Consider the following 14993-nt stretch of genomic DNA (forward strand, 5'->3'; position numbering starts at 1 on the left):
GTGCTGCATATATGATTGGGGATGATTTGCACCAAGTCGCCTACCTGATAGGCGGAATCCGGCTGTACACGAATCATGCCGTGCTCCTCATTCATTCGCTCCAAAATCGCTTCAGAATCTCCGATGATATGGCCGAAGCCCTTAAGGAATAAAGGTGAATTGCCCGGTTGCACGTCCGTTGCGAATGTTTTGCTGCCGCCGTCAATGATGATTAAATCTTCATAGGGCCTGCTGACAATGGTAGCCAGCACAACGCCGGCACAATCCTCAAGCGCACATGTTCCGAAAGCTGCCTGCATTCGGTCTTGATAAATGTAAGTACCGGGACGAACTTCAGTGATGCCGTCAACTTCAGCAGCGAACAGCGCAGTAGGCGAAGAGCCTACACTTACATCCTCAATGGCGATGCCTGCGCTCCGTAGAGCTGCAGCAGCCTCAACCATCAAGCGACCCTCTTCATGGCCGGCTGCTTCCAAATCGAGCGTCGATGCTCCGCCGACCATAGCCCCTCGATAGGTGAAAATACCGCTAAGCTTTATGCCGTCAAGATCATTGATTTGCTTCGCAAGCTCCACGGCTTTATCGATCGCAGCTCCTGTACGGCGAAGTCCCGTTTCCAGTTCAAGGCGTACTTCCAGCACTGCGCCTTCACGCACGGCTGTCTCAGAAATGCGCTTCGCACCCTCCAAGCTATCGACTCCGATAATTATACGGACGCCGGATAGACTGAGCCGAGCTGCACGTTCAAGCTTGGATTTGGCCACTAACGGATAAGCGACAAAAATATCACAAATGCCGCCGCTTGCCATGATCTCTGCTTCGGAAATTTTGGCTACGGTGATGCCGATGGCACCAGCCGCGAGCTGCCTTGAGGCCATTTCCGGCAGCTTATGTGTTTTGGCATGGGGACGAAGCTTTACGCCGCGTTTCGCGATAGCCTCTGCCATTGCAGCAATGTTGTTATCGACAGCATCACTGTCGATGACAACGCATGGTGTTTCTAGCTTAAGCAAGGCTTCCTCATCTTTGCGTACGTTCAATATTTCGCTCATTCGCTTGCTCCTTCATCGCTATCTACGCCTTTGGATTCCTCCAAATAGCTGTATAACGTAAATTTTGAAATGCTCAAATAGCTGCAAACCTTCTCGCCTGACTTTTTAATGAGAAAAGCACCCTTTTGATCAAGCAATTGAATGATTTTAATTTTATCTTCTTTGGTCATGGCAGCTGGCGGCTTGCCAATCGTGACCTGCGCTTCCTGTATGAGCGTATCGAGCAGGTCGTTCACGTTGCTGACAAACGATTCTCGAACCGGCTGTAGTCCGCTCGCTGTCAGCGATTGAAGCGTTTTCTCGGCAACCATCAGATCGGTAATGTCGAAGTTGATGCAGAGCGCTCCAATGATGGTGCCGGCGTTATTTTTTACATACATGGAGGTCGAACGGAGAATACGTCCATCCTTCGTCTGGGTAACATAATTATGGCGGTTATCACCCTCGGAGGTGCCTCTCATAATTTCCAGTCCAAGATTCGTGCCGGGATCTCCTACATTTCTTCCGGTGACGTGGCCGTTCTCGATGACAACAATGGTGCTGTCTACAGGCTTTGACCAGTCATGCACAACGACCTCGCAATTGTCTCCAAACTGAGCGGTTATTCCTTTGGCCATCTCCGTCAAAAATAGTAATTCTTGAGATATCGATTCCACTTGCATTCACTCTCCACTTTCTTAAAGCCTCATTGCCCACATGGTACTACGACTTACTCGAAAAATCAAACAAAAAATCTGTTAACCTAAAAAAAAGTGTGATAGGATGTTTTTAAACTTTTTATTGATACGAGAAAAGGAGAGTGGGGATGAGAGATGCGCTGGATTAGTAGCTCATTAAAGCGTAAGTTATCCTTTTTGCTGCTGCTATCGGTTCTCATTCCGCTGCTCGCGCTGGGCTTATTTGCCTACAACATGGCAGCGACAGCTACGGAAGAGAAGGCAAAGCAATCGGGCAAGAGCCTATTGCGTCAGACGGGTACGAATCTCGAATTTATCGTTCAAGATATCGAGAATATGTCCTTATTTTTGATTGGGCAAAAGGATGTACAGCAATATTTGAGCAGTTCAGGAGAAAATGCAGTTAAACAAACGCAAATGATTGAGTTTCTATCTAATCTGGTGTTCTCCAAATCGTATATTTCGGACATCACGATTTATCCGCAAAGCCAGTCCCATCCCGTTTCAAATACAACGATTTTTGAGACGGAATTATCCGAGCTGACTGGAGAAGATATTGAGCATTATCAATCTAGTGCAAAATGGTGGACGAGCCGCTACGAGACGGATACAGCAGCTGGGGTGAAGCAGGTGATCTCACTCGTCAGGCCGATTCGCAGTCTGAACAGCTTCAAACAAATTGGAACGTTAGTCATTAGCCTTAACGAAGAAGCTGTTTCCAAGCTGATGAATCAGGCGGGCATTTCAGCGGGGGGCTATGTCGTTTTGTCCAATGAGAAGGGACAAATCTTGTCCGGCAGTGATCAAAGCAGGTCAATGATGACAATGGAAGCTCTGCTGCCAGGCTTGACGATAAGAGGGAATGCAGGAACTCTCAACTACGGCCATGGTGAAAGTAAACAGACCATACTCTATGACACGGTTGCTGATGTAGGCTGGCGGCTGACGGGCGTCATGCCCTTCACAGAATACAAAGCTCAAAATAATTATGTCCTGCAGCTGATGGCGATCGTCATTATTTTTTCGATGCTGCTCGTGGCCGTGCTCGTTCTATACTTCGTTCAACGAGTGACCAATCCGCTTATTATGCTGACACAGTTTCTAAAGCACTCGAACCCGGAAGAGCCGATGCAAACGTATCCGGTGGAAACGATGGATGAGGTAGGACAGCTCGTGCGAAGCTACAATAAGCTAAGCGAGCGAATTGAAGGTTTGACGGAGCAGGTAAAGCTGGAGGAATCATCAAAAAAAGAAGCGGATATGCATGCGCTGCAAGCGCAAATCAATCCTCATTTCTTGTACAATACTCTATCCTCTATCCACTGGATGGCGCTCATGAATCAAGATGAGAAGACGGCCGATATGGTAGGCAGCTTAAGTGATTTTATGCGATTCAGCTTAAACAATGGCGAGGAGTTTTGCTCGGTTGAGCAGGAGGTGGCGCATGCCGGCCATTATGCCAATATTCAGTCGATCCGCTTCCCGGACAAGTTTGAGTTTATCGTTCAGGCCGATCAGGAACTAATGGACTTAACGATGCTGAAGCTTCTGCTGCAGCCTTTAATTGAGAATGCACTTATTCATGGTATTCAGAAAAAAGCTGAAGCTGGTTTGATCAAAGTAACCGCACATATGCAAGGATTGTTTATGTCCTTTGCTGTAGAAGATACAGGCGTTGGCATCGACTCGGTTAAGCTGGCTGCTATATATAAAGAGCTCCACGGACCGGATGATCGCAAAAAAGAACGTGATCGCCTAGATCGCGGCAGCTATGGACTTCGCAACGTTCATAAGCGGCTGCAGCTGCATTACGGGGCAGAAGCAGGCTTGCGCATTGAAAGCTTGGACGGAATAGGGACACGCGTGTCCTTCTCGATCCCGATGTTACACGAAGGAGGCAAAGCCTAATGAAGCTGTTAATCGTAGATGATGAGGTCATTATTCGAACTGGTTTGAGCACCGTTATAAAATGGGCAGAACTTGGCTATGAGCTGCTGCAGCCGGCAGCATCAGCCGAGGAGGCGCTTGCTCGTCTGGAATTGGAGCAGCCGGAAATTGTATTGACGGATATTCAAATGACGGGACGCAGCGGACTAGAGCTTGCGGGAGATGTCAGGAGACTGCTGCCTGATAGTGAGGTCATTATTTTGACAGGCTACGATCAATTTTCCTATGCCCAGCAGGCGATTCGAGAAGGAGCAGGAGATTATTTGCTCAAAACGAGCCGTCCGGATGAAATCATCCGAGCGGTAAATGGAGCGAAGATGCGAATTCTGCAAAAGTGGGAGGCACTAAAAAAAGACCAGCTACGCGACAGATTGCTTGAGAGGCTGATTGCGGATACGGAAATTGACAATCACTCCGCAGAGAAAGCGGCGAAGCTTCTGCCGAAGCTGCGATTGAACGAAACCTTTTTTTATCAAACGGTAATTGTCTCGGCTGAAGGCTGGGGAAATGAATCGGGACACGGCTATTTATTGCTGTTTGCCGTGCACAATATGATAAGCGAGCTGATAGATGGAGAGGCGCTTTTGCGTAAAGATAGTCTCGTCATTCTTCTTAGGCATGAAAGCATGCGAGCAGATCAATCACAGCTCGCTAGATTGATGGAGAGGGTAACAAGGAAGCTGAAATGCAAATTGTTCGGGGCAACAGGCACGGTTGTTTCAGACTGGCATAAGCTTCAGGATTCGTACACGGAGGCTTCTTATGCTTTTTTGTTCAAAGGAATTATTGGCCAAGAAGGACTGCTCGCATACGAGGATATAAAGGGACGCCGAGGCGGACGTACTGTCTGCTCGCAGGAGGAAGAAGGAAAGCTCACTGCGTTATTCCAGAACGGATCGAACACGCAGCTTTACCAATGGGTTCAAGAGCTCATCGAACGCCAGCTTAAAGATGGAGATACGACGCCGGATTCCTTGCAGAAGTTTCTTCAATCCGTCCAAATTTCTGCCCACCGCTGGGTAGAGCGAGTCATTGCCTCTTTTGGAGAATCTGCTGCCCTCTCCAAAGAGAAGTTTGTTAACAGCATTTCCCCCTCGCCAATTACCGATAACGGAGTTGGATTGCTGTATGAGCAGCTTCACCAATTGATGATGCTGTACCGTGAGACGATTGGACAGGAAGGCATACCTTACATTAAGCGTTCGATTGCCTATATTCATGATCATTTGGATAAAGAGCTCACATTGCAGCAGGTTGCCAAGCATGTTCATTTGAATCCAAACCACTTCAGCGAGGTATTCAAGCGTGAGACGGGCCATACCTACATTGAATTTGTAACTCGCATGAGAGTGGAGCGCGCCAAGCGGCTTTTGGATGAATCACCGATAAAGGTGAGTGAGGTTGCAAGCCGCGTGGGCTATACGGATATGAAATATTTTAGCCAATTGTTTAAACGGTTTACGGGTTTTACACCTTCGGAATACCGGACGAGAAGCTGAAGTTTATCTACCCTACTCCTGAGTTCTGTCCCCTGCCCATGTCGCCTATGATTCCCTATACTCGGAGGTAAGACAAATATCAAGGAGGAAACATGACATGAAGAAGACACTAACAATTGCAATTATGGTCACTCTAATGATTTCTATCTTGGCAGCGTGCGGCGGAACAAACAATAACGGCAAAAAAAATGAGGACGGCAGTGAGCCGGCAGCTGAGAAAGTGAAGCTAAGCCTATGGCATAACTTTACCGGTGACGATCTTAGAGCGCAAACGATGCGTTCGATTATTCAGCAGTTCCAGACCGATCATCCGAACATTACGCTCGATATTCAAGCGATCCCGCCAGACGGTTACAAGACGCGTCTAAAAACGGTCGCTGCGGCAGATGAAATGCCGGATGTATTCATTTTATCCAATGGCTCTATGACACAGGAATTTTCAGCAGGGAAACTTATTCAGCCCGTTAATGAGCTGATTGACAGCCACCAAGAATGGAAAGAAGGTTTCATGCCTAATTCCTTCGACGCTTTCACAGTAGATGGCAACATCTATAGCGCTCCGATGGGCTTGTCTCCAACATCGATTCTATACTACAACAAAACGATTCTTGAAGAAAATGGCCTTACTGTCCCAAAAACATGGGATGAGCTGTTGAATGCAATTAGCGTGCTGAAAGGCAAAAATATTACGCCAATCGCTCTAGGCAATAAAGCGGCATGGCTCGCACAATCCAGTATTTTCAGCTCGTTGGCTGACCGTGTAACTGGTACGGAGTGGTTCTTGAAAGCAGCAAGCCAAGATGGAGCGGCATTTACGGACCCTGAATTTGTACAGGCATTAACTTACATGCAGCAGCTAGGAACTGCAGGTGCATTCCAAGACGGATTTAATGCAATCGACAACACGCAAATGGAGCAAATGTTTGCGCAAGGCAAAGCTGCGATGATGATTGACGGCGGCTGGGCATTGTCGAATCTAGCTTCCAACGCTTCAGAAGATGCACTTAAAGCGATGGGCGCAACGGTTCTTCCATCCATTCCAGGTGGAAAAGGCGATCCTAATTCTCTATCTGGCGTCGTTGGTGTCGGCATGGGTCTAGGCAAGGATGCGATTGGTCCGAAAAAGGATGCAGCATTTGAACTCATCTATGCGATGTCAGGACCAGAAGCGCAAAAACGTACGCTTGAGAGCAATCAGCTTGTCAGCTACAAAGTAGAGCTGGATAAGAGCAAAGTTTCTCCAATCTTTAGCGAAGTATATGAGCTTGTGAACAGTGTGAAGATGACGCCGGTGTATGATGGCAAGCTGACTTCTGCAGGAGCTGAAGCCGTGAACAATGGACTACAGGAGCTGTTGATGGGTGGCAAACCGGAAGACATCGCGAAAAAAATCCAAGAGGCGCAAGYGAAAGCGCTAGGAAAGTAACATAGCTGCTCGGTAGTTAGGTTATTGAGTACAGGGATTCCTGATTGCATGAAGATCGGCAAGCTGAAGTCCTTTACAGCAAGCACAACTGGAAGCTGCGAATAGGATCGCATGCCGAAGCTGTCAGGAAATCCCCGTGCTCTTACTAGCATTACGAAGCAGGTTTGCTGCGCAAACCTTGGCTTATGCTTACGAAGYAGGTTTGCTGCGCAAACCTTGGCTTATGCTTACGAAGTAGGTTTGCTGCGCAAACCTTGGCTTATGCTTACGAAGYAGGTTTGCTGCTTCTTCCGGCGCTTGCGCTTTTCATCTTTTTTGTTATCGTACCGATACTATGGTCATCTTATTATGGCTTTTTTGATTGGAAAGGCATTGGTGAGATGCGGTTTATTGGACTGGACAACTATAAAGAGGTTATTCAAGACCGGTTGTTCTGGCATTCGTTCAAAAACAATCTGCTCATTGTTGCTGCGTCTGTTTTCGGTCAGGTGCCGATTGCATTGGTCTTGTCCTTAGTACTGCTCAAAAACGGCTGGTTCCAAAAGTTTATCCGAGCTTCCATCTTTATGCCAATGGTGCTTTCTTCCGTTGTAGTCGGTATCATCTGGGGATACATTTATCATCCGCAAATTGGTGTACTGAACTTTTTGCTCGACACCTTGGGATTAAGCAGTTGGAAACAGCAGTGGTTGTCTGACCCATCGATATCGATGTATGCCATCATGGTTCCAATCATTTGGCTGAATGTTGGTCCATATCTCATCATGTTTATTGCCGCTTTGCAAAATATTCCGAGTGAGATTGATGATGCCGCTCAGATTGACGGCGCAAAAGGCTCTCGCAAGCTGTTCTCGATCAAGCTTCCGATGATTTGGGATACGATTAAAGTAGCCGTTGTGCTCTGTATATCCGGCAGCCTTAAAGCATTCGATCTTATTTATGTTATGACAGGCGGCGGACCGGCGAATTCGACGGAGCTGCTGGCATCGTACATGTACAATAATACATTTTCGATCTATCGCTTCGGTTATGGCAGTGCAGTATCCACCATGATCATCATCATCAGCTTGGTTCTCGTAGCGGGAAGCCAATATTTAATGAAATCAAAAAAATAATGGAGGGGGACCCACAGTATGACTACGCCATCAATTAGCGCTTCACACTCAGCCTCCTCCGCAAGTTTAGGAACAGGGCTGCGCAAGCTGAGAGGAAGCTTGCAATCCATTGGTCTTACCGTATACGCCTTAGTCACGCTATATCCGCTCATTTGGCTGTTTATTAGCGCTTTTAAAACAAATGAGGAATTTTACTCGCGCCCGTTCGGCCTGCCGGACATTTGGAATTGGAGCAACTTCACTCGTGCTTGGGAAGTTGCAGATATGGGCACTGCGTTCATGAACTCGGCCATTGTTACTTTAACTGCGCTTGTCATTACACTTGTAATGGGTGCATTAAGCGCGTATGTGATATCACGCTTTCAGTTTAGAGGCAAGCTGCTCGTAATGGGCATTTTTATGCTCGGCATGCTCATCCCTATTCACAGCACACTCGTTCCACTGTTCATATTAATGAACAAGATCGATATTTTGAACACTTATGCGGCATTGATTTTGCCTTATACAGCGTTCGAGATGCCGATTGCCATCTTTGTCTGTGTGGCTTATATGAATACCTTTCCGAAAGAAATTGAAGAGGCTGCGATGATTGACGGGTCTGGCTACTGGGGAATTTTCCTTCGTATGATGCTTCCTTTGTCCCTTCCGGCTCTAGCGACAGTTGGTATCCTAGCCTTCTTGAGATATTGGAATGATTTCTCCTTTGCGCTCGTCTTTATTAGTGACCCTGGCTTAAAGACGCTGCCGCTCAGTTTATCCATATTTGCAACAGGTTACTCCACAGACTATAAGCTTACGATGGCAGCGATGGCACTTGCTGTTATTCCAACGATCATTGCTTATCTGGCATTTCAGGAGCAGGTCATGAAAGGGATGACAGCTGGAGCAGTTAAAGGTTAGTTAGAGGATAGTAAAAAAAAAATCGGTATCATCCCGCTGGGGAGGATACCGTTTTTTTCTGATTCTATCATTATATTTAGCAGATGCAGATGATCGTGAATATCTAATGGAGCTTCAAAAAAAGTACGGCGCCATTCGTTTGGGGTTATTGCTTATATGGGATAAATTGACTACTAGTCGACGCCAAAATGCGCGTGGATACTGGCTTTTTCGACTTTATTTGCGCAAAACTAACTTTAGTTGGTGTTTTTTTAAAAGCCTAGCATTTATGCTAAAGCCCGTATGCAACTATATCTTATTCATGATTTGGGAGTGAACTATTCGTATGGCACAAGGATCAATGCTAGTTGGGAAAAAGGTAAAAAGTATTCTAATACGAGTCATGTGTTTCGCATTAATTATTTCATTATTTGGGCCTTTGACGAATGCTTCACAGGTATTTGCGGCGCCAGGCTTTAGTGGCGGAACTGGATCTGTTGATGATCCTTATATCGTTACGACACCTGAGCAGTTAGATAGCGTGCGGAATTATTATTCCAAAAATTTCAAGCTCGGCAGTAATATCGATTTAACGGATTATCTTTCTGAAGGTGAAGGAGGGTACAATGATGGACAGTTTTGGAAGCCCTTCGGTAACTTTTACGGCACCTTCGATGGTGATGGTTATGTGATTACGGGACTGAGAACGAATAGCAACGAAAATTTTGTCGGTTTCTTCGGACAAGTGGCTGCAGGTTCTTTTATAAAAAATATAGGGTTAGAAAATGTGGATATTATAGGTGGAATGTTTACTGGTGGTTTAGTGGGCGGTTTAAGGGGCTCTTCATCAGCAGTGTCGAACAGTTATGTTACAGGCGACGTTAAAGGGACACATTATGTAGGCGGTCTAGTAGGGTACAAAGAAGAAGCAAAAATTCTCAATAGCTATTCCATAACCAATGTTTCAGGCACTTCTCAGTTAGGCGGTTTAGTAGGGCTTGAATATAGAGGTTCGATTACAAACAGTTTTGCTGCAGGTTATGTCGCAACTGCCTATCCTAGCGGGGGGTTAGTGGGCGGTACTTATGGAGGTGCAGACGCTAGCGTAGACGTTGATAGCTTCTATGATAGAGAGATTTCAAAACAATATGATAATTCAGGAAAAGGAGCACCTCGGTCAACTGCTGAGATGAAAACAGAATCCACATTCACGAATTGGGACTTTAACTCAGAGTGGTTTATAAAAGAGGGGAACTATCCTCAACTGCAAGTTTTCTTGGCAGAAACTCCTACAGCGGATGTAGAAGAAGGGGCAGTTGATTGGAAGACAGAGGTGGAGCTTAGCAGTGGGACAATAGGCGCATCCATTTATTATACGACGAACGGCGATGTGCCGACGCTGAGCAGTACACGATACAGCTCACCTATTGTAGTGACGGAAGATATGACGATTAAAGCAATTGCAGTTAAAGGGACGGCATATAAAGAAGTTATGATTCAGAGCTACACAATAATAGGAGCAGCAGAAGCACCAACTACGGGGAAATTATCACCAGGAACAAACGTTGACACCACACGTTTGGACGGTGTTACCGATGAAATGGAGCTCAAACTAAATAATGGGCTTTATATGGCGATTGCAGCGGGTTCTGCTTTTATTGACAACCTAGGCGTACAAGTGGGAGATGTGCTGTCTCTCCGTACAAAAGCAACATCGGATAAACCGGCATCTTCTGCACAAGTATTGACGGTAGGTCTAGCGGACATTAAGCCAAGAAGCACGGTATCCACGCTGACCTCGACAATAGGAACAGTAAGTACTGGCACAACAGCAAATGAAAAGATAACGAACATTCCATATGGAACAACGTTAGCTGAGTTTAAGGAAGCAATTACACCAGCAGCCGATGCGACTTTTGAAGTCTATGAGGCGAATGGAATAAACCAAGCGAATTCATTAGAGACAGGCAATAAAGTCATCGTAACAGCGCAAGATAGAACAACGAAGACCATCTACACCGTAACGGTGCAAGCAGGAGCACCAACAGGGAATTTGTCTCAAGGAACAAACGCAGAAACGACGCGTTTGAATGGCGTAACAGATAAGATGGAGTACAAACGCAATAGCGAGAATTACGTTGCGGTTGCAACGGGTACAACTTCTGTTGATAACATAAGCGTACAAGCAGGAGACACGATCTCCGTTCGTACAGCAGCAACATCAGAAAACCTTGCATCTGTTGTACAAGTGTTGACGGTTAGTTCAGCGGACATTAAGCCTAAAAGCACAGTCTCAACGTTGACCTCGACACTGGGAGATGTAAGCACTGACGGAACAGCAGATGAAACGATAACGAATATTCCTTACGGAACAACGTTAGTTGAGTTTATTGATGCGATCACTCCAGCAGAGCATGCCACGTTTGTTGTCTATGAGGCGGACGGAATAAAAGAAGCTGACACATTGGTAACGGGCAACAAGGTCATTGTTACAGCGCAGGATACAACGACGAAGACCACATACATCGTAACGATGCAAGCAGCGCCGCCAGCAGGGAATTTGTCACCAGGAACAAACGTTGGAACAACGCGTTTGAATGGGGTGACAGATAAGATGGAGTATAAATACAATAGCGGAAATGATATTGATTTTGTGACGGCAACTAATTTTGCAGCCATTGCAACGGGTCAGACCTCTGTAGATAACATTAATGTACAAGCAGGAGACACAATCTCCGTTCGTACAGCAGCAACACCAGAAAATCCTGCATCTGCTATACAAGTGTTGACGGTTGGATTAGCGGATATTAAGCAAAAAAGCATGGTATCCACATTGACTTCGACAATAGGAACAGTAAGCACAGGTGGAACTGAAGATGAAACAATAACGAACATTCCATATGGAACAACGTTAGCCGCATTTAAGGCAGCGATCACGCCAGCAGCTTATGCTACATTTGAAGTTTATGAGGCGGACGGCGAGAATGAGGCAGAAACTTTAGAGACAGGCATCAAGGTCGTCGTTACAGCGCAGGATAATTCAAGGTATACCGTATATACTGTAACGATGCAAGCTGCACCGCCAACGGGGAATTTATCGCCAGGAACAAACGCTGACACCACGCGTTTAAATGCCGTTACGGATGTTATGGAGTACAAACACAATAATGGGAATTATGTTGCAGTAACAGCTGCAGCTGCTTTTGTTGATAATATTAGCGTACAAGCAGGAGACACGATCTCCGTTCGTACAGCAGCAACATCAGAAAATCCTGCATCTGCTATACAAGTGTTGACGGTAGGTATAGCGGACATTAAGCCAAAAAGCACGGTGTCAACGTTGTCCTCGACAATAGGAAGCGTAAGCACTGGCGGTACAACTGATGAAACGATAACGAATATTCCATATGGAACAACATTAGCCGAGTTTATTGATGCGATCACTCCAGCAGAGCATGCCACGTTTGTTGTCTATGAGGCGGATGGAATAAAAGAAGCTGACACATTGGTAACGGGCAACAAGGTCATTGTTACAGCGCAGGATACAACGACGAAGACCGCTTATACTGTAACAGTGAATGCAGCGCCAGTTGTACCAACACCGACGCCAACAGCGCCAACAGGACCGAGTGTACCGACAGTGCCAACACCAACACCGATAGCACCAACGCCAACGCCTGTTGTCAACAAACCTGTTTACAACGACAAAGTGGATAAAGCATTTGTAGCTGAAATGAAAGCAAAGGCTGAAGCAGCAGCTCCAACAGCCTTTAAGGATGTAAAATCAACTTCTTGGAGTTTTGCTGACATTGATTTCGCTGCACGGGCTGGGATAGTAAAAGGGTATGCAGGCGATAAATTCCGTGGTGAAGCGAAAGTAACACGCGGTGAGTTTGCTCAAATGCTCGTAAATGCACTTGGATTCACAGCTAAAGGAACGCAAGAGCTGACGGATGCTAAGGGTCACTTTGCGGAGAAAGCAATTAGGGCCTTAATGGAAAACGGCATTATGACAGGATATGCAGATGGCAGCTTCGATCCCAATCGTGAAATTACAAGAGCTGAAATTGCAGCACTATTAGCAAGGCTGCTGGATATTTCCCTTTTGAGTACAGAAGCGAAATTCCAGGATATCACTGCGAATTGGGCAGAAGATCAAATTAACGCACTAGCTAACGCTGGGATTATTAACGGTAAGAGTGGACAAAAATTCGAGCCTAAAGCCAATGCTACTAGAGAAGAAGCCGTTGTGTTGATCGTTCGTCTTCTGAAGATGGTACCTACTAATTAAGCGGCATAAGTGAATTTAATAGTAGAACTTCAAAAAGTAGTTCAATGTAGAGTTTGTCTCAAAATAGATAAATTCGCAGTAGAGATAGTTCGATAACAATATTGAAAAGATGGGGTCACAGCGAGATGGGGTCACAGAGATTAATTTCTGTGACGCCATTTTTTTATTTTTTGTCTGTTGATGCACTCTTTAGCAAAAGACGGGCTGGCGAATTTTGGCGTTGGGTTGAGGCGGGAAGTGAAGCAATAAGCACGCATAAGTTCTTACAGCGAGAGTAAAGGCTAGGTTTGTAGTCTGCAAGCACAGATATGCGCTTATTGAGCTGCTGAGGAGTAGGGTCGAGGCGGGAAATGATGCAATAAGCACCCATATGTTCTTAAAGCGTACGAAATAGCAAGGTTAGTTGTCTGTAGGTGCATATATGCGCTTATTGAGCTGTTGAGGCGTAGGGTCGAGATGGGAAATGATGCAATAAGCACGCATATGTTCTTACAGCGTGCGAAACGGCAAGGTTTGTTGTCTGTAAGCACATATATGCGCTTATTGAGCTGTTGAGGCGTAGGATCGAGGCGGGAAATGATGCAATAAGCACGCATATGTTCTTACAGCGTGCGAAACGGCAAGGTTTGTGGTCTGTAAGCGCATATGTGCGCTTATTGAGCTGCTGAGGCGTAGGATCGAGGCGGGAAATGATGCAATAAGCACGCATATGTTCTTACAGCGTGCGAAACGGCAGGGTTAGTTGTCTGTAAGCGCATATATGCGCTTATTGATTTTAGGATACCTCTTTTTTGCTAAATTGGAGCCCTGCTTATGAAAAGATGAATGAACGTAACAATTACGATATAATAGAAATATTCATATGCGTTTAAAAATTTGTCCATACAGGAGAACTTACAATGACTAATAGAGAGAAACACATACCGGTTCATTTATTGTCTGGTTTTCTTGGAAGCGGGAAGACGACGCTGCTGAGAAGATTGTTGGATTATTACACCGCGCAGGGATTGAAGCCGGCGGTCATTATGAACGAGCTGGGCGATATTAACCTTGATGGTCAGCTTGTAGGGGATGAAGTGCCGATGGCTGAGATGCTAAGCGGCTGTATCTGCTGCACGATGCGGGGCGATTTGGGGATGGAGATCAGCATGCTCATTGACGAGCATAAGCCTGATGTCATCTTCATTGAATCGACTGGTGCTGCCAATCCGATGGAGACGTTGGATGGGATAACCGAGGCAGCAATGTATAAGGAAATCGATCTACGCAGTGTTATCACGATTGTTGATGGCCCTGAGCTGCTCGCGCGGAGCCGCGACGGGAAGGGTCGCACGTTCAAGCTGATGCTGGAGCAAATAAAATGTGCTACGATTTTGCTGCTAAATAAGGCGGACAAGCTGGAGCCGGATCAGCTAGTTGAAGCGCAGCAGCAGCTGCGGGAATTAAATGCCCATGCTCAAATTATAGCAACGGTGCGCTGCGCAATTGACGATTGGAGCTGGCTTGAAACAGTTGGAAATACGGATTTCCAAGCACCTGTGCATGCTAGTGATGAAGCGTTAGACATACAAGAGCGCGCATCAGCCGCGCATGGTCATAGCCATGACAGCCAAGAATGCTCAGTTGCCGGCTGTACCCATGACCACGGCGATGGCGTTCACTCCCATGATGATAGCCTTAGCAGCCACAACCATAGCAGCCATCATCATTCGCATGACCATGTTATGGTTGTGACGCATTATTGGCGCGGCCCTGTGAGCAGTGAAGCCTTTGAATCTCTGCTGCAAAAGCTTCCAGCTAACATTTACCGCGCAAAAGGGATTGTGACGTTCACGGATGCGCCTAGTCGGTTCCTGTTCCAATATGCGTATAAGGAATCTGATTTTATGAGAATCGAGCCGCAAGGACATGTAAACGATGTTGCGGTATTTATCGGAGAGCATTTTTCCAAAGAATGGCTGCAAAATGAGCTGGAACTGCTTGAGCAGCACTTGAACATAGAGACGCAGGGATAATCAACTTGCTGTAGGGATATGTCGAAAATTGCCATTATCATGTCTATTCCTGTGATTGCTTGGGCAAAATAATGCTGACGAGGCATGACCAT

The 14993-nt window shown here is 46.2% G+C and carries 9 protein-coding genes; 7 read left to right on the forward strand and 2 right to left on the reverse strand.

The window, feature by feature from the left end:
• Window positions 1-1052: alanine racemase (locus tag AB4Z17_RS08165; RefSeq protein WP_441959161.1), on the reverse strand; the 1052-nt coding region annotated here is incomplete at its 3' end.
• Window positions 1049-1708: a helix-turn-helix transcriptional regulator gene (locus AB4Z17_RS08170; RefSeq protein WP_076269800.1), complete on the reverse strand. Its 660-nt coding sequence runs from the start codon at window positions 1706-1708 to the stop codon at window positions 1049-1051. The genes AB4Z17_RS08170 and AB4Z17_RS08165, both read right to left, overlap by 4 nt.
• 156 nt (window positions 1709-1864) lie before the next feature.
• Between AB4Z17_RS08170 and AB4Z17_RS08175 the strand changes: the two genes are divergently transcribed.
• The 7 genes from AB4Z17_RS08175 (at window position 1865) to AB4Z17_RS08205 (ending at window position 14901) form a co-directional block, all read left to right on the forward strand.
• The gene (locus tag AB4Z17_RS08175) at window positions 1865-3637 is read left to right on the forward strand and encodes a cache domain-containing sensor histidine kinase (RefSeq protein ID WP_441910779.1); all 1773 of its coding nucleotides are present in this window, start codon (window positions 1865-1867) and stop codon (window positions 3635-3637) included.
• Window positions 3637-5175 (forward strand): helix-turn-helix domain-containing protein, encoded by a 1539-nt coding sequence (locus tag AB4Z17_RS08180; RefSeq protein ID WP_441959162.1) that lies wholly within the window; start codon window positions 3637-3639, stop codon window positions 5173-5175. Before AB4Z17_RS08175 ends, AB4Z17_RS08180 begins: the two co-directional genes overlap by 1 nt.
• Before the next feature lie 97 nt (window positions 5176-5272).
• On the forward strand, window positions 5273-6601 hold the full coding sequence (locus tag AB4Z17_RS08185; protein WP_441959163.1) for an extracellular solute-binding protein: 1329 nt from the start codon (window positions 5273-5275) through the stop codon (window positions 6599-6601).
• A 185-nt stretch (window positions 6602-6786) separates the two neighbouring features.
• A complete protein-coding gene (locus tag AB4Z17_RS08190; RefSeq protein ID WP_441959165.1) occupies window positions 6787-7716 on the forward strand; it encodes a carbohydrate ABC transporter permease in 930 nt (309 codons plus the stop codon).
• A gap of 18 nt (window positions 7717-7734) precedes the next feature.
• Entirely contained in the window at window positions 7735-8616 is an 882-nt protein-coding gene (locus tag AB4Z17_RS08195) for a carbohydrate ABC transporter permease (RefSeq protein ID WP_083682329.1), read from the forward strand.
• Window positions 8617-8941: 325 nt separating this feature from the next.
• On the forward strand, window positions 8942-12886 hold the full coding sequence (locus AB4Z17_RS08200; protein ID WP_441959167.1) for an S-layer homology domain-containing protein: 3945 nt from the start codon (window positions 8942-8944) through the stop codon (window positions 12884-12886).
• An 899-nt stretch (window positions 12887-13785) separates the two neighbouring features.
• Window positions 13786-14901, forward strand: a complete 1116-nt coding sequence (locus tag AB4Z17_RS08205; RefSeq protein WP_441959169.1) for a CobW family GTP-binding protein — start codon at window positions 13786-13788, stop codon at window positions 14899-14901.
• The last annotated feature ends 92 nt before the right edge of the window (window positions 14902-14993 follow it).

This window comes from Paenibacillus sp. TAF43_2 (assembly GCF_052113545.1).
Taxonomy (GTDB): domain Bacteria; phylum Bacillota; class Bacilli; order Paenibacillales; family Paenibacillaceae; genus Pristimantibacillus.